Source organism: Comamonas aquatica NBRC 14918 (assembly GCF_000739875.1).
GTDB lineage: Bacteria > Pseudomonadota > Gammaproteobacteria > Burkholderiales > Burkholderiaceae_C > Comamonas > Comamonas aquatica.
On record NZ_BBJR01000024.1, the window covers coordinates 93634 to 115452 of the forward strand.

The 21819-nt window shown below is 65.9% G+C and carries 17 protein-coding genes and 1 tRNA gene; 2 read left to right on the forward strand and 16 right to left on the reverse strand.

What is annotated here, in order from left to right; all coding sequences use genetic code 11:
• Nucleotides 1-13: 13 nt before the first annotated feature.
• From CA2_RS03445 to fdnG, 13 genes are all read right to left on the reverse strand, one after another.
• The gene (locus CA2_RS03445) at nt 14-2113 is read right to left on the reverse strand and encodes a chemotaxis protein CheA (RefSeq protein ID WP_042412695.1); all 2100 of its coding nucleotides are present in this window, start codon (nt 2111-2113) and stop codon (nt 14-16) included.
• Entirely contained in the window at nt 2110-2418 is a 309-nt protein-coding gene (locus CA2_RS03450) for an STAS domain-containing protein (RefSeq protein WP_042412697.1), read from the reverse strand. Before CA2_RS03450 ends, CA2_RS03445 begins: the two co-directional genes overlap by 4 nt.
• Nucleotides 2415-2783 carry a response regulator gene (locus tag CA2_RS03455; RefSeq protein ID WP_042412699.1) on the reverse strand — a complete coding sequence of 123 codons (369 nt, stop codon included), beginning with the start codon at nt 2781-2783 and terminating at the stop codon, nt 2415-2417. Before CA2_RS03455 ends, CA2_RS03450 begins: the two co-directional genes overlap by 4 nt.
• A gap of 36 nt (nt 2784-2819) precedes the next feature.
• Nucleotides 2820-3941 (reverse strand): methyl-accepting chemotaxis protein, encoded by a 1122-nt coding sequence (locus CA2_RS03460; RefSeq protein ID WP_042412701.1) that lies wholly within the window; start codon nt 3939-3941, stop codon nt 2820-2822.
• A gap of 207 nt (nt 3942-4148) precedes the next feature.
• On the reverse strand, nt 4149-5228 hold the full coding sequence (locus CA2_RS03465) for a protein-glutamate methylesterase/protein-glutamine glutaminase (RefSeq protein WP_042412704.1): 1080 nt from the start codon (nt 5226-5228) through the stop codon (nt 4149-4151).
• A gap of 2 nt (nt 5229-5230) precedes the next feature.
• Nucleotides 5231-6043 carry a CheR family methyltransferase gene (locus CA2_RS03470; protein ID WP_042412706.1) on the reverse strand — a complete coding sequence of 271 codons (813 nt, stop codon included), beginning with the start codon at nt 6041-6043 and terminating at the stop codon, nt 5231-5233.
• A 161-nt stretch (nt 6044-6204) separates the two neighbouring features.
• Nucleotides 6205-6300 (reverse strand) — tRNA-Sec (locus CA2_RS03475).
• A gap of 66 nt (nt 6301-6366) precedes the next feature.
• Nucleotides 6367-8289 carry a selenocysteine-specific translation elongation factor gene (selB, locus tag CA2_RS03480; RefSeq protein ID WP_042412708.1) on the reverse strand — a complete coding sequence of 641 codons (1923 nt, stop codon included), beginning with the start codon at nt 8287-8289 and terminating at the stop codon, nt 6367-6369.
• 203 nt (nt 8290-8492) lie between these two features.
• Nucleotides 8493-9896 (reverse strand): L-seryl-tRNA(Sec) selenium transferase, encoded by a 1404-nt coding sequence (gene selA / locus CA2_RS03485; RefSeq protein WP_156105946.1) that lies wholly within the window; start codon nt 9894-9896, stop codon nt 8493-8495.
• A 91-nt stretch (nt 9897-9987) separates the two neighbouring features.
• Nucleotides 9988-10962: a formate dehydrogenase accessory protein FdhE gene (gene fdhE / locus CA2_RS03490; RefSeq protein WP_042412712.1), complete on the reverse strand. Its 975-nt coding sequence runs from the start codon at nt 10960-10962 to the stop codon at nt 9988-9990.
• 102 nt (nt 10963-11064) lie between these two features.
• Nucleotides 11065-11691, reverse strand: coding sequence for a formate dehydrogenase subunit gamma (locus CA2_RS03495; protein ID WP_042412714.1), 627 nt, complete (start codon nt 11689-11691; stop codon nt 11065-11067).
• Nucleotides 11688-12617: a formate dehydrogenase subunit beta gene (gene fdxH, locus CA2_RS03500; protein ID WP_042412715.1), complete on the reverse strand. Its 930-nt coding sequence runs from the start codon at nt 12615-12617 to the stop codon at nt 11688-11690. Before fdxH ends, CA2_RS03495 begins: the two co-directional genes overlap by 4 nt.
• Nucleotides 12618-12630: 13 nt before the next feature.
• Nucleotides 12631-15696, reverse strand: coding sequence for a formate dehydrogenase-N subunit alpha (gene fdnG, locus CA2_RS03505; RefSeq protein ID WP_081888846.1), 3066 nt, complete (start codon nt 15694-15696; stop codon nt 12631-12633).
• Nucleotides 15697-16080: 384 nt separating this feature from the next.
• Here fdnG and mnmH point away from each other — a divergent pair, with 384 nt between their 5' ends.
• Both mnmH and CA2_RS03520 read left to right on the forward strand, forming a co-directional pair.
• Complete coding sequence (mnmH, locus tag CA2_RS03515; RefSeq protein WP_042412718.1) at nt 16081-17130, forward strand: tRNA 2-selenouridine(34) synthase MnmH; 1050 nt, start codon at nt 16081-16083, stop codon at nt 17128-17130.
• Nucleotides 17131-17255: 125 nt separating this feature from the next.
• Entirely contained in the window at nt 17256-18137 is an 882-nt protein-coding gene (locus CA2_RS03520; RefSeq protein ID WP_042412808.1) for a pirin family protein, read from the forward strand.
• Between the two features lie 195 nt (nt 18138-18332).
• On the opposite strand, the gene CA2_RS03525 is transcribed toward CA2_RS03520, so the two are convergent.
• The 3 genes from CA2_RS03525 to CA2_RS03535 all read right to left on the reverse strand — a co-directional run bounded on the left by CA2_RS03525 (nt 18333) and on the right by CA2_RS03535 (nt 21819).
• Complete coding sequence (locus tag CA2_RS03525; protein ID WP_042412719.1) at nt 18333-19955, reverse strand: methyl-accepting chemotaxis protein; 1623 nt, start codon at nt 19953-19955, stop codon at nt 18333-18335.
• 86 nt (nt 19956-20041) lie between these two features.
• The gene (gene trpB / locus CA2_RS03530) at nt 20042-21250 is read right to left on the reverse strand and encodes a tryptophan synthase subunit beta (RefSeq protein WP_042412721.1); all 1209 of its coding nucleotides are present in this window, start codon (nt 21248-21250) and stop codon (nt 20042-20044) included.
• Between the two features lie 110 nt (nt 21251-21360).
• Nucleotides 21361-21819 (reverse strand): SRPBCC family protein, encoded by a 459-nt coding sequence (locus CA2_RS03535; RefSeq protein ID WP_042412723.1) that lies wholly within the window; start codon nt 21817-21819, stop codon nt 21361-21363.

Consider the following 21819-nt stretch of genomic DNA (forward strand, 5'->3'; position numbering starts at 1 on the left):
TAAAGTCGGGCGCTCAGGGCGCAGTCGTCGTGAAGGCGGGGGCCTCGCTGCGGCGTGCGGTCAGCACTTGCTGGTGCAAGGCGGCAATGTCCAGGATCAGCGCCACTTTGCCATTGCCCAGAATGCTGGAGCCACTGATGCCCCGCGCCTGTCGGAAGATGCGGGACAGGGGCTTGATGACGGCCTGGGCTTCACCCAGCAGTTCGTCCACCAGCAGCCCAAAACGCTGGGTGCCATGCTGGATGACCACGATGTTGGGGCGTGCGCTGCCAGGACCCTGCAGGGCAAAGTGCTGGCGCAGGCGGATGAAGGGCAGCACCGTGCCGCGCAGGTCGGTGTAGTGCTGCGTTGCTGTGCCCAGGTATTCCACGCATTCGTCCACCATTTCCAGTGGAATCACGAACACGGAGTGGCCCACGCGCACCTGGAAGCCGTCGATGATGGCCAGGGTCAGCGGCAGGCGCACTTGCACCGTCGTGCCCTGACCCGGCACGCTGCGCACCTCGACCGTGCCGCGCAGCGCCGTGATGTTGCTGCGCACCACGTCCATGCCCACACCGCGCCCGGAGAGGCTGGTGATCTGCGTGGCGGTGGTAAAGCCGGGCTCGAAGATGAGGGCGTCGATGTCGTTGTCCGCCAGTTGCTGTCCTGGCTCGACCAGGCCCCGCTCCATGGCCTTGGCCAGGATGCGCTCGCGATCCAGGCCGGCACCGTCATCGCGGATCTCGATCACGATGTGGCCCGACTCATGGTGGGCGTCCAGGTACACTGAGCCCTGTGCAGGCTTGCCGTTGGCCAAGCGCACGGCCGCCGGCTCGATCCCATGGTCGATGGCGTTGCGCACCAGGTGGGTCAGCGGGTCGCCGATGCGCTCCACCACGGTTTTGTCCAGTTCGGTGTCCTGGCCACTGATGTGCAGTGCGATGTCCTTGCCCATCTCGCGCGCCACGTCGTGCACGATGCGCTGGAACCTGTTGAAAGTGCCGCCGATTTTCACCATGCGCAGCTGCAGCGCATGGTCGCGGACCTGCTCGACCAGCGCGGCGACGGTGGCGGTGGCTTCCAGCATCTCGCTGTGGCGCAGCTGGCGTGCCACTTCGGTGGCGCCGGCCGATGCGGTGATCAGTTCCCCGACCAGGTTGATGAGCTGCTCCAGCTTGTGGGCATCGACCCTGAGGCTGGCGTGCTCGCCCTGGCGGGGGCCTGTCGTGCTTGCAGACGCGCTGGGAAGGGCCTCCGCGGATGGCACCACGGTGACCTGGGCAATATCCTGCCAGGTGTTGCTGGGGGGAGCATGGGGCGGTGCTTTTGCGGGGGGCTTGTCGCTACCGGCGCTGTCCTGCGCACTGGGCTGTGCGGGGCAGGGGGCAGCATGTGGCGATGCGAGCGGCGTGACCTGCAGCTCGCATTCGTCACGCACGAACTCGAACACGGACTCCACCTCCTGCTGGCTGGCGTGGCCGTGCAGGTGCACCACAAATCCCAGGTAGCACTGCTCGGCATCCAGCTGTTGCAGGTTCGGTACCGCCTGGCTCAGCAGTTCGGTGTGGGTGATGCGGCCCAGGGTGTGCAGGTAGCGCAGAAAGGACAGCGGGTCCATGCCGTTTTGCAGCACGGCCGGACCGAACCGGGCCGCAATCTGCCAAGCGCAGCTGGGGGCGTCGGTCTCGGCAGGCAGGTCGGGGGTGGCCGTCTGGGGCGGCCGCACGGACTTGCTGGGCGCCAGGCTGCGGGCGTGCAGGGCCTGCACCAGGGTGTCGCTGCGTGCCTGCAGCTGTGGGTCCTGGACAGCGCCATGCGCCTCGACGGTATTCACCAGGGCGTGCATGTGGTCGCAGCAGGCCAGCAGCAGCTCGACCAAGTCGGCATCCAGCGGCACACAGGCCGCACGGACCTGGTCCAACAGGGTTTCGGCGACGTGGGTGAAGGCCACCACACTATCGAGCCCGAACAAACCGGCCGAGCCCTTGATGGTGTGGGCCGCGCGAAAGATGGCGTGGATGGCGTCGGGCGAGGGCGCTTCCGGCTGCAGGTGCAGCAGGCTGGCTTCCATGTCGGCCAGCAGCTCGCGGCTTTCTGCGATGAAGGTGTGCAAGGCGTGGTCCAGGTTCATGGGGCGGTGGCCGCGGCAGGCGCGATCAGGTGTTCCAGTGCGGTCAGTTGCAGCACTTCCATGACCGTTGGGCTGGCTGACTGCAAGGCCAGCCGGGCGCCGGCGTCTTCTGCGCTGCGCTGCAGTGCCAGCAGCAGCTGCAGGCCCGCGGTGTCCATGTCGGACACCTCGGCCAGGTCCAGAGACACGGCGTCATTACCGCAGGCCAGGGCCTGGGGCAGCCAGGCTTGCAAGGCCTGGCACAGCTCGGCCGCGCGGTAGATGCTCAGCTCGCCGGTGATGGTGAACACGGGGGCCTCGTTCATGGCAGCACCAGTTTTTGCACGACGGTCAGCAGCTGCGTGGGGTGGAAGGGCTTGAGCACCCAGGCCTTGGCACCTGCGGCCTGGGCCTGGGCCTTCTTCTCGGCCTGGGATTCGGTGGTCAACATCACGACCGGGGTGAAACGGTAAGCCGGCAACGCCTTGACGGCCTGGACCAAGCCGATGCCGTCCAGGTTGGGCATGTTCACGTCGGAGACGATGAGGTGCACCTTCTGGCCGGTGAGCTTGCCCAGCGCATCCTGGCCATCCCACGCTTCCAGCACCTCATAGCCAGCGCCCCGCAACGCAATGCACACCACTTGGCGCAGCGAGGCGGAGTCATCCACGATCATGATGGTCTTGGGCACGGTACAACTTTCAGAAAGCAAGCAGGCAAGGGGCGGTCAGAAGAAGGTCACGGCATCGCTGTCGTGGGTGGGCGTGGGTGGGGCGGCCTGGCCGCGCTGCGCGGCATGGGCCTGGCGCTCTTCGGCCATGGCGTAGGTGTTTTCCAGGGCGGCCAGCAAGCGGGGGATGTCGAGCCCCTGCGCGGATTGCAACTGGGCGCCCAACTGCTGCAGGCTGTCACCCACGTGCCCCATCATCTGGCTGACGCGGTCCTGGAATTGCAACTGGACCAGCGACTGCACGATTTCGGTCTGGATGCCCCGGCTTTCATCCTGCAGCAGTTGCGCGGCATCGGTCAGTTGCCCTGTCAGTCCCTGGAAGCGGGTCAGCACCTGCTCCACGCTGTCCTGGGAGGCCGTCAGCGATGCGGTCTGCTGTGCAGCCGTGTCGGCGCCCTGGAGGCGGGTGTGGCTGATGGCCTGCGTGATCGCCGTGACTTTCTGGGTCATGCGCTGGCCCGTGGCACCGGACAGGGCGGCCAGCTTGCGCACCTCCTGCGACAGCACCGAGAAGCCACGGCCGACTTCGCCCGCGTGGGCGGCTTCAATCGCCGCGTTGATGGCCAGCAGGTTGGTCTGCGAGGCGATCGAGGCCACCTCCGCCGCCATGTCCTGCAACTCCTGCACGTAGCGCTCCAGGTCCTGCACCTGCTGGTGCAACTGCTGGTTGCAATCGATCGACGCGCGCAAGGCCTGCAGCACGGCCTGCAACTGCGTCTGGCTGTGCTGGAACGCCAGCACCCCCTCCTGGGTCCCGGCCTGCGAGGACAGGGTGGAGGTCTCCATGGCCTGGTCCAGCCGGTCCACGATGCTGGCAAAGCGGTGGGTCAGCTGCGTCACGGCCGTTTCCATCTGCCCCTGGGATGCGCCCAGGTGCTGGCGCCACAGTGGCAGCAGTTCGTGGCCCAAGGCCTGCAGGCCTTGGTGCTGCGAACTGTGCTGCGCATGCACCTGTTGGAGGTGCCGGACATGCCGGCGGTGGGCCAGCCCCCCCCAGGCGCTGCAGGCCAGGCCTGCCAGCGCGGCTGCGGGGTGCCAGGCACTGGCCGCCCAGATGCCCAGGCCGGCGGCAATCCCCAAGGTGGTGGGACTGCCGGCCCATTCACCAAAGGTGTGCATGCGTGCGGCACAAGCCGCACATGCCGAAGCCGGCCGTGCGGCCGAGGCGCTGGAAGAAAGGGGGGGCATGCCGTGCAGCGCGAGCGCCGGATGGCCCGGTGTGCGCTTTTTGTTAGAAAATGTATACGGTGAGGATATGCGCAAACCCAAGGAATTACCGGGTAAACCCTAGAAATCCTGGGCAAGGTACACGGTTAAAGGCTTTACCTAGCCGGTACTTTTGTTGTAGCGCGTGATGGCGTCCGGCATGTCGTGCAGGGCCAGCACCTGGGCTGCCGCACCGCGCTTGATGGCCTCCTTGGGCATGCCGAATACGACGCAGCTGGCCTCGTCCTGCGCCAGGGTGTGGGCACCTGCCTGGCGCATCTCTAGCAAGCCGGCTGCACCATCGTCGCCCATGCCGGTCAGCAAAATGCCCAGGGCATTGGCGCCAGCGGTTTGCGCCACGGAACGGAAGAGCACATTGACCGAGGGGCGGTGGCGGCTGACAAGGGGGCCATCCACAATCTCCACGCGGTATTGCGCACCGCTGCGGCGCAGCAGCATGTGGCGCCCGCCCGGGGCGATCAGGGCATGGCCTGGCAGCACGCGGTCGCCGTTCTGGGCTTCCTGCACGGTGATGTCGCACAACTGATTCAGGCGCTGGGCAAAGGCCGCGGTGAACTGCTCGGGCATGTGCTGCACGATGACCAGGCCCGGCGACAGCCGCGGCAGGGCGGTGAGGATGCGCTCCAGGGCCTGGGTGCCGCCGGTGGAGGTGCCCACCGCCACAATCCGCTCCGTGGTGTGGGCCAGGGCATGCCGGGGCGCGGTGGCCGGCGGCACGGCGTCGGCGCTCAGCTTGGGGGCTGGTGCCGGCAAGGGCGCGCGCGGCACCAGGCGCCGCACGTTGGCCTGCATGGCGGCGCGGATGGTGGTGATGAACTCCTTGGCATGCTCGTCCAGAAAGTGGCGCAGGCCCAGCCGCGGCTTGGCCATGGCCGTGAATGCGCCGGCGGCCATGGCGTCCAGGGTGGTCTTCGCGCCCTGCTCGGTCAGGGTGGAGCAGATGATGACGGGTGTGGGCCGCTCGTGCATGATTTTCTTGAGAAAGGAGATGCCGTCCATGTGCGGCATCTCCACATCCAGCACGATCACGTCGGGCCACTGTTGCTGCATGCGCTTCATGGCCAGCAGTGGGTCGGAGACGGCGGCCAGCAGCTCGATGCCGGGGCTGTCGTGCAACAGGGCACCCAGTGTCTGGCGCATCAGCGCGGAGTCGTCGACCAGCAGAACGCGGATGCTCATCGTCAGACGGCCGTGCCGGGCTTGCGGAAGATGGCTGGGGCCAGGGATTGCAGTGGGTGCTGTACATCGTTGAGGCTTTCCGAATGCCCGATGCACAGGAAACCACCGGGCCGTAGCTGCTGCGCCAGTCGGTTGACCACGGCCTGCTTGGTCGCTGAGCCGAAGTAGATCATCACGTTGCGCAGAAAGATCACGTCGAACAGTCCGACCTGGGGCAGGCCCTCGTTGAGATTGATGTGGCAGAACTCCACGCGCTCGCGCAGGGCCTTGGTGATCAGGAAGGTGCCATCCTGCCGGCCGGTGCCGCGCAGGCAGTACTTCTTGAGCAGCTCGGGTGGCAGGTGCTTGTTGCGCGCCATCGGATAGTGCCCGGTGCGCGCACGCTCGAGCATGCGGGTGCTGATGTCCGAGCCCATCAACTGCCAGGCACATGGGCTGTATTCGGCCAGCACCATGGCCAGGCTGTAGGTCTCCTCGCCGCTGGAGCAGGCCGCGCTCCACAGGCGCAGTGGCTGCGTGCCGGGCGACAGGCCCCGCAGGTAATCCGTCAGCCAGTCAAAGTGCTTGGGTTCGCGGAAGAAATAGGTTTCGTTGGTGGTCAGCAGGTCGATGCAGGTCTGGTGTTCACCCTGGCCTTCCGCGCTATGGATGAAGCGGAAGTAGTCGCCATAGCTGGGCATGCCGCATTGCTGCAGGCGCTTGGCCAGGCGGCCGCAGATCAAGGCTTTCTTGCCGCGGTGCATCTGGATGCCCGTCTGGCGATGGATGAAGCTTTGAAAGTCCAGAAACTCTTCGTCAGAAAGATGCAAAGACATGGTGGCCTAAAACCATAGCGCGAAGCGCTTGATTCTCTTTGGATTGCAAGCAAAAGTAAAAGGAAAGGCCGAGTGAGCGGGCGCTAATTGCTCATTTATTTATACGAACGCGCGGTTCATTAAAAAAGCCCTGACTCCGGCAGAGTCAGGGCTTGGATGTGTGGCGGAAAGCAGCAGGAGTCGAACCTACCCAGGAGTGGCTAACACCCCTCACCGGGTTTGAAGCCCGGCCGCACCACCGGGCACGATTGCCTTCCGAAGAAGCTGGCGCCGATTGTAACGCGCTGGCGTGGCGCAGCGCGGCAATCGGGGCGATGCCGCGCTCATGCCTGGGGGTGCCACTGCGCGTCCGGGCGCAGCACGTGGGCGTCGCGCACGCGCCGGGTGTAGCCCAGGCGGTCGAAGCACTCGATGATCTGGATGGCGCGCTTGCGGCCCAGTTGTGTCGCGTCGCGGAAGGCGCGGGCCTCGACCTCGCCGTGGGGCGTGGTGGCGGCCAGGTCCTGGACGATGGTGGCCAGCTGGTCCATGTTGGCGGCGGTGTAGAACAGGTCCTTGACCACCTGGAACAGCTGGCCCTGGCGGGCCAGCTTGCGCAGCAGCTGGCGCACCACTTCCTCGCCGCTGCTGGTGTCGCGTGCCAGGTCGCGCACCCAAGGTGGGTCAAAGCGGCCGTCCTGCAGGCGCGGCAGCAGTTGCTCGGCCAGGGCCTGCTCGGCGGCGGACAGTTGCACGCTGTGGCCGGGCCGGTGCAGCCACGCCCCGCTGCTGGCCAGCTGCTGCGACTGCAGCAACTGGTCGATGATGGCGCGCCACAGCATGTCGTGTTGCGCATGGACCAGGCCGGGCCAGGCCATGCGGCGCAGGCGCGCGGCGTTGATGCCAGGCTCATCCGGGTACTTGTCGTGAAAGCGCGTGATGGTGTCCAGCACCTGGGCCTGCAGCTGGGCCAGGCGCTGGGCGTCGATCAGCAGCGCATCCCCGTCGGCCAGCGCAATGCGCTGTGTGTCAGCCAGGACAATGCCGTCCAGGCTGCGCCCGGTCAGGCGTTGCAACTGGGACAGGGGCAGGCCGTGGGCGGCCTGGGCGACCAGCGGCGTGGCATCGTGCGTGGCCACCAGGTGCTCCAGCGCATCCAGGGTGGCGCTGCGCTCTGGGCTGCGGCGCTTGCGCGCGGGGGCATACGGGTCCAGCACCATGCCGCCGGCAATGGTGCGGCTGGCCTGGGCGTTGCGCAGCACCAGGCGGTCGCCGGGCACGGTGAAGACCGGGGCGTCCAGCACCAGCTGCGCACGCACTTCGGTGCCGGGCTCGATCGGCTGGTCCTGCAGCAGGGCCACGTGGGCCGTGCCGCGCTGGGTGCCCAGGTGCACGTGCACCGGCGTCCACTGCGCCATCGCAGGGGCTTCGGCCAGCAGGTGCAGGCGGATGTCGATGCGGTCGGTGGCCTGCAGCACGCGGCCGTCAGCGATCCAGTCGCCACGCTGGATGTCGTCCTTGGCGATGCCGGCCAGGTTCAGCGCGCAGCGCTGGCCGGCCACGCCTTGCTCGGCCGCCTGGTTCTGGGCGTGGATGCTGCGCACCCGCACCGCCTGGCCACTGGCCGAATGCACCAGGCTGTCGCCCACGGCCACACGACCGTTGAACACCGTGCCGGTGACCACGGTGCCCTGGCCGGGCAGGGTGAAGACACGGTCCACCGCCAGCCGGAACAGGCCGTCGCGCGGGCGCGGGGGCATCAGCTGGGCCTGTACGTCCAGGTGCGCGCGCAGGGCCTGCACGCCGGGGGCGCCGGGCTGGGCGGCGGCGGTTTCAAAGATTGGGCTGCCGGCCAGGGCCGTGACGCTGAGGATGGCGGTGATTTCGTCGCGCACGTCCTGGATGCGCTCGGGCAGCACGCGGTCGACCTTGGTCAGGGCCACGGTGCCCTGGCGGATGCCCAGCAGTTGCAGGATTTCCAGGTGCTCCAGCGTCTGTGGCATGACGCCGTCGTCGGCGGCCACCACCAGCAGCGCGTGGTCGATGCCCACGGCGCCAGCGGCCATGGTGTGCACAAACTTTTCGTGGCCGGGCACGTCGATGATGCCCAGCACGTCGCCGTTGGGCAGGGGGGCGTAGGCGTAGCCCAGCTCGATCGAGATGCCGCGCGCCTTCTCTTCCTTCAGGCGGTCGGTCTCCACCCCCGTGAGGGCGCGCACCAGCGTGGTCTTGCCGTGGTCAATGTGTCCCGCGGTACCGATGATCATGCAAACACTTTCCAGAACCCCGATGGTTCCTAGTCAAATTGGCATCCAGCGCTTGTCCAGCAAGCGCCAGTAGCTATGTATTTAGATGGCCCTGTGCAAACCTGGGCACGCCGTTGCGTGGGATTGTCGTACTGAAGAGCTACCTGCTGCTTCGCGCCTCGTTGCCATCGTCCATCGCCTGGGTCTTAGCGTGCGGGCCGTGCTCAGCGCAAGGCATGCAGCTGTTGTTCAAACTGCGGCTGGGCCGGGGCCTCCAGGCAGCGCAGGTCCAGCCACAGGGCATCGTCGTGCAGGCGGCCAATCACCGGGCGTGGCAGGGCGCGCAAGCGCGCTTCCAGCTGGGTCAGCTGGCGGCCCGCCTGCTTGCCGCTGGCGGGGTACAGCTTCAGGCCCCAGCTGGGCAGGTTGTCCACGGGCAGGGCGCCGCTGCCGATCTGGCTGTGCATGGCAGCGGTCTCGACGACCCAGGCATCGCCCAGCACGTCCTGCAACCGGGGGCGCAGGGCCTCAGCCTGGGCCTGCATGTCGGTGGGCGGGCGGGTGAACAGGCGCAGCGTGGTCAGGCGCTCGGCCAGCTTTTCCGGGTGCAGGTACAGGCGCAGCGTGGGCTCCAGCGCGGCCAGCGTCAGCTTGCCCACGCGCAGCGCGCGCTTCATGGGGTTCTTCTTGATCTTGGCGATCAGGTCCTTGCGGCCCACGATGATGCCGGCCTGGGGGCCGCCCAGCAGCTTGTCGCCCGAGAAGGTGACGATGTCGGCGCCGGCCTCTACGGTCTCGCGCACCGTCACCTCGTGGGGCAGGCCCCACTGGCGCAGGTCCACCAGGGTGCCGCTGCCCAGGTCCACCAGCATGGACAGGCCGCGCTCGTGCGCCATGGCGGTGACCTCGGCATCCGAGACGCTCTTGGTGAAGCCCATGACCGCGTAGTTGCTGGTGTGCACCTTCATCAGCAAGGCGGTGGCGTCGGTCACGGCCTCGGCATAGTCCTTGGCGTGGGTGCGGTTGGTGGTGCCCACCTCGATCAGTTGGCAGCCGGCGCGCTTCATGATGTCCGGAATGCGGAAGGCGCCACCGATCTCGACCAGCTCGCCGCGCGAGACCACCACTTCCTGGCCAGCCGCCAGGGTGGACAGGGCCAGCAGCACGGCGGCGGCATTGTTGTTGACGATGGTGGCGGCCTCGGCGCCGGTCAACTCGCAGACCAGCTGTTCGACCAGGTCGTCGCGGTCGCCACGGCCGCCGGTGTCCAGGTCGTATTCCAGGTTGGCGGGGTGGGTCAGCGCTTCGACCACGGCGTCCACCGCTTCCTGGGGCAGCAGGGCGCGGCCCAGGTTGGTGTGCAGCACCGTGCCTGTGAGGTTGAACACGCTGCGCAGGCGAGGGGCAAAGCGCTCGGTCAGGCGCTGCTCGGTCGCTTGCACCAGGGCGGTCTCGGTCACCTGGTCTGCGTGCAGGCTGCCCTCGCGCAGCGCCGGGCGCAGCCCTTCCAGCACCTGGCGCACGGCATCCGTGGTGCTGCTGGTGCCGTACTGCTGCTGCAAGGCCTGCAGGGCCGGGGTGTGCAGCAGCTTGTCAACGGAGGGGAGGCGCGGGGTGGCAGCGTTCACGGCGGGGAATCTCGCAGTCAAAAAAACAATGGTGCAATGAAGAAAGGCCGCCGCAGCGGCCTTTCGGCAGGGGCTGGCGGTGGCTGGCCTCTTATTGTGCCGCAGGGTCCACCAGGCCGGCCTCGGCGTCGGCCGCCTGCTCTTCGGCCACGGCCACAAACAGCAGGGGGTTGGCGCTGGAGCGCTGGAAGCGGGTGCTCTCGCTCATCAGCAGGTCCATGGTCAGGCTGGCCAGGTCGTCGGCCAGCGGCTCGGCCAAGGGGTCCTTTTCCTGGTTGATGACCTTGCGGTAGGTGCCGCACTGGTCGCAGGTCTCGGCGGTGATGACGTCCTTGCTGCCTTCGATGGTCTGGTAGTGGATGCCTTCGGTGGACTCGCAGTGCGAGCACTTGACGCGCACCATGTGCCATTCGGTGCAGCAGGTGCCGCAGTGCAGGTAGCGGTGGCCGCTGCTTTGGCCGCCAATACGCAGCACGCTGGCCACGGGCTCGCTGGCGCAGACGGGGCAGATGGTGGCCGGCTCGGTGTAGGGCACGTCGCGCACGCTGAGGGCCGCGGCGCGCTGGGCATAGGTCACTTGCAGCGCGGCCATGATGAAGGGGGCCATGCCGATGTGGCGGGCGGCCACTTCCTTCTGCAGCAGGCGCTGGGCGATTTCATCGCGCTCCTGCGGGCTGAGGGCGCGCAGCGAGGTGATCAGTGGCTGCAGCGGCTCGGGCAGGCCTTCGTTGCCCGCCAGGGTGTCCAGCATGGCGTCCAGCACGGCATGCCAGGCGGGGTCGATGTGGTCGGCAGCGGGCAACAGGGGCATGGAGTGCTGCTGCGCACGTTCCATGCTGCTGGTGTCCAGGGGCTGCAGCGTCACCTGGGCGGCGGCCACATGCTGGGCATCCACGATCTTGGCGGCAAACTGCAGGTAGTCCGCGATCGGGTTGCCGTCCGACAGCTGGCGCAGGCGCGCTGCGCGGTCTGCGAACAGGCTGGCGACCTGGGGCAGCAGGATGCGGGGGAAGCTGGTCTTGTCCAGCGCTTCGATTTCGCCGGGTTGAAGAATGCGTTGTTGCATAGAAATAGGGGTCCAGAAATTGAAGCCGCCGGCACGCCCAGCAGAGGGCGTCCGGCGGCAATCAACAAGCGTCTAAGTGACTTTATCTAAAGACCGATCGGATCAGTCGTTGTCGCCAGTCATCTTGCGATACCAGCCGCGGTGGTGTTGCTTGGCCCAAGCACGGGTCACTGTGCCATACAACATGGCGCGGATGGTGCCGCGGGTCCAAATAGCCGCATAGACGTGCATGATGATCAGTCCGATCATCCACACCGCAGCGATGGCGTGCACCACCGAAGCGGCACGCACCACGCCCACGGGCAGCGTCCACCAGGCGCGCCACATCAGCACGCCGGTGACCGTGATCAGCAGCATGCCGATCACCAGGCCCCAGAACAGGAGCTTCTGGCCACCGTTGTACTTGCCCTGTTCGGGCATGTCGTGGTCGTCGCCGTCGATCATTTTGTTGACGTTCTTGAGCCAGTCAATATCGCGGGGTTCCACGATGTTGAGCTTGGCAAAACGGCACGCCATGATGATGAAGAACACGGCCATCACCACCCCGATGTAGGGGTGCAGAATGCGCGTCCAGGGGCCGCCACCGAACAGCTGGGTCAGCGGAAAGAAGGCGGGGTGGAAGAACGCCAGACCGGACAGGGCCAGCAAAATGAAGCAAATGCCTACCACCCAGTGGTTGGCGCGCTCCGATGCGTTGTAGCGCACGAGGTCGCGAGGGTTGCGTTTCATTTGCCGTTCTCCTTGTTCAGCGCTTCAGCGTCCTTGCGCTCCATTTCATCTTCCAGTTCCTTGGACACGTCGTTCGGACCCTTGGTGATGTAGTGAAACAGGCTGCCGACAGCAGCTGCGCCCAGTGCGGCCATGGCCAGAGGCTTGGCAACACCCTTCCACAGGGATACCATCGGGCTGATCTTGGGATCGTCCGGCAGGCCCTTGTACAGCGAAGGCTTGTCTGCATGGTGCAGCACGTACATGACGTGCGTACCGCCCACGGCTGCGGGGTCATACAGACCAGCGTTCGCGTAGCCACGCTGCTTCAGATCGCCGATGCGGCGCTCTGCCTGGTCGTGCATCGCCTTCTTGGTGCCAAACATGATGGCGCCGGTCGGGCAGGTCTTGACGCAGGCAGGTTCGCGGCCCACCGCCACGCGGTCCGAACACAAGGTGCACTTGTACGCCTTGTGGTCCTTCTTGGAGATGCGTGGAATGTTGAACGGGCAGCCGGTCACGCAGTAGCCGCAACCGACGCATTGGTCCTGCTGGAAGTCCACGATGCCGTTGGCGTACTGCACGATCGCACCGGGCGAGGGACAGGCCTTCAGACAGCCGGGGTCTTCACAGTGCATACAGCCGTCCTTGCGGATCAGCCATTCCAGATTGCCGGTGGCTTCGTTCTCGTACTCGGCAAAGCGCATGACGGTCCACGACTGATCGGTCAGATCGGTCGGGTTGTCGTACACGCCAGCAGCCGAAGTGCCGATTTCGTCGCGCAGATCGTTCCACTCCATGCAGGCGGTCTGGCAAGCCTTGCAGCCAATGCATTTGGAGACATCGATCAGCTTGGCGACCTCCCCGCTGTGTGCTTCACGCGCACTGGGAGCGGGGGTGGTCGTTGCGGAGCGACGCTTGATATCGAGGGACATGGTTGAGGACATCAGCTATTTCTCCTTATGCCTTCTCAACCTTCACGAGGAAGGTCTTGGATTCAGGGGTCATGCTGTTGCCGTCACCGACCGACGCAGTCAAGTTGTTCGCCAGGTAGCCCTTGCGACCTGTCGAGGCAAAGCCCCAGTGGATCGGAATGCCCACGTGGTGGATGGTCTTGCCGTCGATCTGCATGGGTTTGATGCGCTTGGTCACCACTGCCGCAGCCTTGACGAAACCACGCTTGGACGACACCTTGACCTTCTGGCCGGTTTCGATGCCCAGCTCCTTGGCCAGCGCTTCACCAATTTCCACAAACTGTTCGGGCTGAACGATATTGTTCAGCTGAACGTGCTTGGTCCAATAGTGGAAGTGCTCGGTCAGGCGGTAGGTCGTGCCCACGTGTGGGTAGTCCTTGGGATCACCCGCAGTGCCCTTGGTGGATTCCAGGATACGCGCTGCAGGGTTGATGACCGCCAGCGGGTTCTTGGGATACATGGGGTTGTAGCCCAGCGGGTTGTCGAACGCCTCGTAGTGCGTGGGGAACGGACCTTCGTTCATGCCCTTGCGTGCGAACAAGCGCGCCACACCCTCGGGATTCATGATGAAGGGGTTGATCACCTCGGGATCCAGGCCTACGGCCACGTCCGGCACGTCCGCGCCGCCCCACTGCTTGCCATTCCACTTGATCAGCACGCGCTTGGGGTTGAACGGATTGCCTTGGCGGTCGCACGATGCGCGGTTGTACAGCACACGGCGGTTGGCCGGCCAGGCCCAGGCCCAGTTCAGCGTGTTGCCGATCCCGGTAGGGTCGCTGTTGTCGCGGCGCGCCATCTGGTTGCCCGAAGACGTCCAGCTGCCTGCCCAGATCCAGCAACCACCCAGGGTAGTGCCGTCATCGCGCATTTCGCCAAAGCCCGCCAGCTGCTCGCCCGCCTTGCGGATGAGCTTGGTGGGGTCCTTGGGGTCGTACAGATCGACCAGGGCGCGACCGTTGTATTCCTTGGCAATTTCCTCGGAAGTGGGGTGGTCGGCGTGCGAGTACGGCCAGTAGAGGTTGACGATGGGGTCAGGGAACTTGCCGCCGTCCTTCTCGTACAACTTCTTCAAGCGCAGGTGCAGGCCGGACATGATCGCGATGTCAGTCTTGGCTTCGCCCGGTGCATCGGCGGCCTTCCAGTGCCACTGCAACACGCGCGAGGAGCTCACGACCGCACCGTCTTCTTCGGCGAAGCAGGTCGTGGGCAGGCGGAACACCTCGGTCTGGATGGAGGCGGAGTCCACATCGTTGAATTCACCGTGGTTCTTCCAGAACTCGGAAGTCTCGGTGACCAGCGGATCCATCACGACCAGGAACTTCAGCTTCTTCAAGCCTTCGCGGACATTGTTGGAGTTGGCCAGCGCGGCCAGGGGGTTGAAGCCCTGCGCGATGTAGCCATTCACCTTGCCCTGCACCATCATGTCGGTGACCTGCAGCATGTCGTACTGCTTGTCCAACTTGGGTAGGTAATCGAATGCCCAGTTGTTTTCCGCAGTCGCCGCAGGACCCCACCATGCCTTCATCAGGCTGACGTGGAACTTGGGTGTGTTGGACCAGTAGTTCATCTGGCCGGGACGCAGCAGCTTGGGCGTGCGTGCGGCGATGTACTGTTGGTAGTCTTGCTCGCGCTCGTTGGGCAGCGTCAGGTAACCCGGCAACGAAGCGGACAAGATACCCAAGTCGGTCAAGCCCTGGATGTTGGAGTGACCGCGCAAGGCGTTCATGCCACCACCTGCAACGCCGATGTTGCCGCACAGCAGCTGGATCATGGCGCCGGTACGCAGCATTTGTGCGCCCGTGGTGTGCTGGGTCCAGCCCAGTGCGTACATGATGGTCGCCACGCGGCCTGCCACTGCGGTCGAGGCAAACTGCTCGGCCACGTGCAGGAACTTGGCCTGGGGGGTGCCGCAGATGCTTTCTACCTTCTCGGGGGTATAGCCCGCGTAATGGCGCTTAAGCCACTGGTAGACGCAACGGGGGTGCTGCAACGTGGGGTCGGTCTTCACGAAGCCGTCTTCGCCCATCTCGTAGTCCCACGACGATTTGTCGTAAGTACGGGTCTCGGGGTTGTAGCCGGAGAAGATGCCTTCGTCGAACGCAAAGTCTTCGCGCACGATGTATGTGAAGTCGGTGTAGTTCTTCACATATTCGTGGTGAATTTTGTCGTTGGTCAGTAGGTAATTGATGATGCCGCCCAGGAACACGATGTCCGAGCCCGAACGGATAGGGGCATAGAAATCGGCTACGGAAGCAGATCGGTTGAAACGCGGATCGACCACCATGAAGTGCGCACCGTTGTGCTCCTTCGCTTCGGTCACCCATTTGAAACCACAGGGGTGCGCTTCCGCAGCGTTACCGCCCATGATCAGGATCACATCAGCATTCTTGATGTCGACCCAGTGATTTGTCATGGCTCCACGGCCAAACGTCGGGGCAAGACCTGCCACCGTCGGGCCGTGTCAGACACGTGCTTGGTTATCGAGCGCCAGCAGGCCCCAGGAACGGGCAACCTTGTGGGTGACGTAACCGGCTTCGTTGCTAGAGGCCGAAGCAGCCAGCATGCCGGTGGTGAGCCAACGGTTGACCGTTTGACCCTTTTCATTCTTCTCGACGAAGTTGGCGTCGCGGTCTTCCTTCAGAAGCTTGGCGATACGGTCCAGGGCTTCGTCCCACGACAGGCGCTTCCACTCGGTCGAGCCGGGAGCACGGTATTCGGGGTACTTGAGGCGGTTGGGGCTGTGAACGAAGTCCAGCAGCGAGGCGCCCTTGGGGCACAGCGTGCCGCGATTCACGGGGTGATCGGGATCACCTTCAACGTGCATCACCGACATCTTGGCGTTCTTGACGCCGTCGCTGTAGGAGTACATCAGGATGCCGCAGCCCACCGAACAGTACGTGCATGTCTGCCGTGTGACGGTGGTTGCGGCCAGTTTGAACTGACGGACTTCAGCCAGGGCAGCGGTGGGCGAGAAGCCCATCACTGCCAGACTGGATGCCGCCAGACTCGAGCCAGTCACTTGCATGAACTGGCGTCTGGATAGTTGCACCATGGGGTTACCTTTTAAAACTTGACGCTTGTAGGCGAAATTCTAGTTATGTGTCTCATACAAGACCCACTCCCAGCCTTTAACCGATGGCGCTTACCGGGGAATGTATGCATATGGTTGCATAGATCGGCGGCACATATAAGGCGGGAAGAACCCGAGTTTTGTAGGTGCTGGCCGTGTGTGCTTTATGGAAAATCCAGCAAGCGCCGCCTGCAGCGGCGACAATGCGGGCCATCAACAGCAAGGTGTGCGCAACCCGTGAAGGCGGGTGTGCCACGTGTCGAGGGTCGACCCATCTTCGTGTTGGCGTACAGCGGTGGCTGCTGTGCGCAGATGCGCCGGTCGTCTTGTCTGCGTCGGCTTTTGTTCCTTGTTGCGGTTTTTTCCATGTCCCATCGCCAGCCCGTCCGTGTGGCCGATCTTGCTCAGTTCACGACCATCATCGACGCCCGCACGCCTGCAGAATTTGCCCTTGACCACATCCCCGGCGCGATCAACTGCCCGGTGCTGAGCGACGCCGAGCGCGCCACCATCGGCACCATCTACAAGCAGGTCAGCCCCTTCGAGGCCAAACGCCTGGGGGCGGCCCTGGTGGCCCAGAACCTGGCCCAGCACCTGCACACCACCTTTGCCGACAAGCCCGAGAATTGGCGTCCCGTGGTCTATTGCTGGCGCGGGGGGCTGCGCAGCGGCTCCATGGTGACGTGGCTGCGTCTGGTCGGTTGGGATGCCCAGCAACTGGCGGGCGGCTACAAGTCCTTCCGCCACTATGTGGTCGACGAGATCGAGCGCCTGGTGCCGCAGTTGCAGCTGCGCGTGCTGTGCGGCGCCACCGGCAGCGCCAAGACCCGGGTGCTGCACGCCTTGCAGCAGCAGGGTGCGCAGGTGGTGGACCTGGAGGGGCTGGCCTGCCACAAGGGGTCGTTGCTGGGCGCCTTGCCGGGCGTGCCGCAGCCCTCGCAAAAGAGCTTCGAGACACAGCTGGTGGCCGTGCTGGAAACCCTGGACCTGAGCCGGCCGGTGTATGTGGAGGGGGAAAGCCCCAAGATCGGCCGCGTGGCCTTGCCCCTGCAACTGGTGCAGCACATGCGCCAGGCGCCGGTCATCGAAATCCAGGCCACCGAGACGGCGCGGCTGGACTACCTGTTGCGCGATTACGCCTACCTGGGCGATGACGTGGCCTCGCTGTGCGAGCGGCTGGCCTACCTCAAGGAAATCCAGGGCAGCGAGACGATTGCCCGCTGGCAGGACTGGGCCCAGGCTGGCGCGTTGCCGCAGCTGTTTGCCGAGCTGATGCGCCTGCATTACGACCCCCAGTACCAGCGTTCGCAGTCGCGCCACTTCGCCCAGTGGGGGCAGCGCCAGTCGCTGGCGGCCGACGACCTGTCCGAATCCGCCTTTGCCCGCCTGGCCGGCGCGATCGTCGCCCTGGGCTGACCGCGGGGCATCCAGGCGCCACGGCCTGGGTGCCTGCGGGTCTGGCGTGCCTGGATGACACCTGGCAGGCCCGCTGGGTGGTACAACGTCGCATGTTTGATGTGCCCCACCAGGAGTCCTGCACCATGTCCGAAGCCCCCGTCCCGCCTGAACGCATCCTTGCCCGCCCCAGCAGCCTGGGGGAGGGCATGACGGTGGCCCGCGTCCTGCCCACCCGGTGGCGGCGCATGATCGGCGCCTGGTGTTTTCTGGACCACCTGGGTCCGGTGGACTTTCCCGCCGGCCAGGGCATGCATGTGGGGGCCCACCCGCACACCCGGCTGCAGACCTTCACCTGGATGATTGAGGGCGAAATCCTGCACCGCGACAGCCTGGGCTCGGAACAGGTGGTGCGCCCCGGTCAGGTGAACCTGATGACGGCGGGCTACGGTATTTCGCACACCGAAGACTCGGTCACGCCCGGTGCGCGCCTGCATGCGGCCCAGTTGTGGATTGCCTTGCCGGCGGCGGTGGCCGACCAGCCGCCCGCCTTTGCGCATTACCCGGTGCTGCCCACCTGGCAGGCGCAGGGTTGTGACTGGGCCCTAATGGCCGGCAGCTATGGCGAACACACCGCGCCCACGCAGCTGCATTCCCCATTGGTGGGCTTGGAGGTGCGCTGCGACCGCGGGGCCACCGTGACGTTGCCGCTGCGCGCAGACTTTGAATACGGCTTGCTGCCGCTGACTGGCGGGCTGGCCGTGGCCGGCGAGACCTGGATTGCCAACGAACTGGCGTACCTGGCTGCCGGGCGCACCGCGGTGACGCTCCAGATGCAGGCCGGCACCCGGCTGCTGCTGATCGGTGGCGCGCCGTTTGCCGACCCGGTGACCATGTGGTGGAACTTTGTGGGCCCGGATCTGGCGAGCATCCGCACCTACCGCGAGGCCTGGCAGGTCCAGAGCGAACGCTTTGGCAGCGTGCCCGGCGGGGAAGGGCGACGCCTGATGGCCCCGCCGCTGCCCTGAAAACGGGTTATTCGGTTTTGATAGCTGCCTGCGCTTGCTGCACAGGCGCTGCAGGCCAATTCGGCTGATATTGGGCGGGTCGGTCTGGGCGTCATGGCACGTGTGGCCGCCCAGGGTGACGACCCCGCCGCTGGCCGAGGGCTCAGCGACGCTGGCTCACCCCCTGTGGCTGTACTCAAGGGGTGAAAATGGCCTCTAGCCTTGCAGCATAAGCGCGGGCTGCTCTGATTCCAGGAGTGCCTGTTCGGCCGACTGGGCGCTGCCGGGCAGGGTGAACTGCCGCACGGCCTGGTCCAGCACGCCGGCCTGGTCGCGCAGCGAGGCCGAGGCCGCGCTGGACTGCTCCACCAGGGCCGCGTTCTGCTGGGTCATCTGTTCCAGCTCGTCCACGGAGCGCATCACCTCCGCAATCTGGCGGTGCTGGGTGTGGGCTGCCTCGCTGATCTCGGCAATCACCTGGGCCACGCGGTGCACGCTGCCCACGATGTCGTCCATGGTGCTGCCGGCCTGCCGCACCAGGCTGGTGCCGCTGTCCACGCACTGGGTGGAGGCGGTGATCAGCGCCTTGATTTCGCGCGCCGCCTCGGCGCTGCGGCCGGCCAGGGCCCGCACCTCGTTGGCCACCACGGCAAAGCCGCGGCCCTGTTCGCCGGCGCGGGCGGCCTCCACGGCCGCATTCAGCGCCAGGATGTTGGTCTGGAAGGCGATGCCATCGATCACGCCGGTGATGTGGGCGATGCGCTCGGAGCTCTGGGCGATCTGCGCCATGGTCTGCACCACCTCCGCCGTCACCTGGCGCCCGCGCTGGGCCACGCTGGTGGCGGCCTGGGCGTGCTGGTGCGCAGTTTCGCTGGCCTGTGCGTTGTGCTGCACGCCCTGGCCCAGCTCTTCCATGGCGCCGGTGGTGGTCTGCAGGTGCGAAGCCGTGTCTTCCGTGCGCTCGCTCAGGTGGTGGTTGCCGGTGGCGATTTCCGCACTGGCGGTGGACACCTGGCCCGAGGCGGCCTGCACCTGGGCCACCAGGCTGCGCAGGGCGGCCTGCATGGTGGCCATGGCGGTCACCAACTGGCCGACCTCGTCGCGGTTCAGTGCCACGATGTCCTGCGACAGGTCGCCAGCGGCCACGCGCTGCGCCATGTCGCGCGCCATGGTCAGCGAACGCATGATGGTGCGCACGCTGACCACCGTCACCGGCAGCATCACCAGCACGGCGATCAGCACCACGGCGGCCATCAGCCGCTTCATCTGCTCGGCCTGGGCGGTGATCTGCTGGCGGGCGGTGTCCAGCTCGGCCTGGGCCTGCATCACGGCGGCGCTCAGCAGGGCGTCCGCGTCATGGATGGCCGAGCGCACGAACTCGGCCTGCTCGGCCCCCTCGGCCGGGCTGACCAGGCCCTGGCGCACCTGCTCCAGCAGCGGGGACAGGTCGTTGCCATAGCGCTCCAGCGAGGTGTGGACCACGCCCAGCTTCTGGGCATAGTCCGAGGTTTCGGGCTGCAGCATCCCCAGCATCTGGGCGCGTTCCTTGATGCTGGCCAGCGTGGTCTGCCAGCGACCCAGCATCTCTTCGGCCCGGTCCGAGCTGTCGGCATTCACGATGGTGTTTTTTTCGGCGATCTGCAGGCTCCCTAGATTGGTGCGCAGCTCGCTGATATCGGTCAGGGTCTGCACCCGGGTGGCGAAGACCTCTTCCACCGTGTGGTGGGTCTGCTCCAGGGCATAAAAGCCCGCGCCGCCAATGGCGGCCAGCATGGCCAGGCAAAACAGGGTGCCGCAGTACAGGCGGCGCTTGATCGACAGGTTGGCAACGAAGTTCATCACGAATCCTTGGGTATGCCCCGCTGCTTGTGGCAACGGTATACAAAATGTTTCGCAAATTTCGCGCCAACCTCTTGACGATCGTTTTACAGGTTGAGGATTTTGGCCACGTAGTCCGCATCCTTGTCGCCACGGCCGGACAGGTTGACCAGGATGTGCTGGTCCGCGCCCAGCGTGGGGGCGGCGCGCATGGCCCAGGCCACGGCGTGGGCGCTTTCGAGTGCGGGGATGATGCCTTCCACGCGCGACAGCGCCATGAAGGCGTGCAGGCATTCCTGGTCGGTGACCGACTGGTACTGCACACGGCCCAGGTCTTTGAGGTAGCTGTGCTGCGGGCCCACGCCGGGATAGTCCAGGCCGGAGGCGATGCTGTGCACGGCGGCCGGCGTGCCGTCAGCGTTTTCCAGCACATAGCACTGCATGCCGTGGATGGCGCCGGGCTTGCCCACCGACAGTGTGGCCGCGTGGCGACCGGGCTTGTCCACGCCTTCACCGGCGGGCTCCACGCCGACCAGCTGCACGGCGGCGTCGGGCAGGAAGGCGGTGAACATGCCGATGGCGTTGCTGCCGCCGCCCACGCAGGCGGCCACGAAGTCGGGCAGGCGGCCATGCTTGGCCTGGAACTGCTCGCGGGCCTCGCGGCCGATGATGCTCTGGAAGTCGCGCACCATCATCGGGAAGGGGTGGGGCCCGACCACCGAGCCAATCGCGTACAGGTAGTCACTGGGGTTGGTCAGGTACTCCTCGAAGGCGCTGTCCACGGCCTCCTTCAGCGTGGCGGCACCGCGCGTCACGGCCACCAGCTTGCAGCCCAGGATGCGCATCTTGGTGACGTTGGGGTGTTCCTTCGCGATATCGACCTGGCCCATGTGGATCTCGCAGGGAATACCCACCAGCGCACAGGCCGTGGCCAGGGCCACGCCGTGCTGGCCGGCGCCGGTTTCGGCAATCACCTTCTTCTTGCCCATGAACTTGGCCAGCAGCGCTTCGCCCAGGCAGTGGTTGATCTTGTGGGCGCCGGTGTGGTTCAGGTCTTCACGCTTCAAGTGAATCTGCGCGCCGCCCAGTTGGGCGGACAGGCGCTTGGCGTGGAAGATGGGGCTGGGGCGGCCCACATAGTCGGCGAACAGCTCGGCCAGCTCTTGCTGGAAGTCCTGGCGCTGGGTGATCTGGGCGTAGGCGACGTTGATGTCGTCCATGGCCTGTTTCAGGTGCGGGGGCACCAACTGGCCGCCGTAGGGGCCGAAGAAGCCCTGGTCATCGGGCATGGGGGCAAACGTGGTGGCTGTGTGCATGGCAGGGGTCACAAGGGTGGGGAGTGGGTCAAAGCAGTCCCCATCTTGATAGCACGCCAGGCTTACAGCCAGCCGTCTGTACAAACCCTGCCACGCAGGGCCGCCGCGGATCAGGCCGTTGGCGGCGCGGACGGGATGTGCGCTTCCACCAGCAGCGCCAGCAGTTGCAGCGATTGCTGCCAGCCCAGGTAGCAGGCCTCGGCGGGGATCATGGCGGGCACGCCTTCCTGCACGATCTGCACCTCGGTGCCGCAAGGCACGGCACGCAGATCGACCGTGGTGGTCATGCTGCCGGGCAGGCTGGGGTCGTCGAACTGGTCGCTGTTGCGGATGCGCACGTTGGGCACCAGCTCCAGGTAGGTGCCGCCAAAGCTGCTGCGCTCGCCCGTGCCCAGGTTGATGAAGGCCATGCGAAAGCGTCCACCGGTGCGGGCGTCCATCTCCTCGACCTCGCAGACAAAACCGTGCGGGGGCATCCATTTGACCAGGGCGGCGGCACTGGTGAAGGCGCGGTAGATGCGCTCCGGGGGCGCCTGGAGCACGCGGTGCAGGCGGATGGTGTGGGCCAT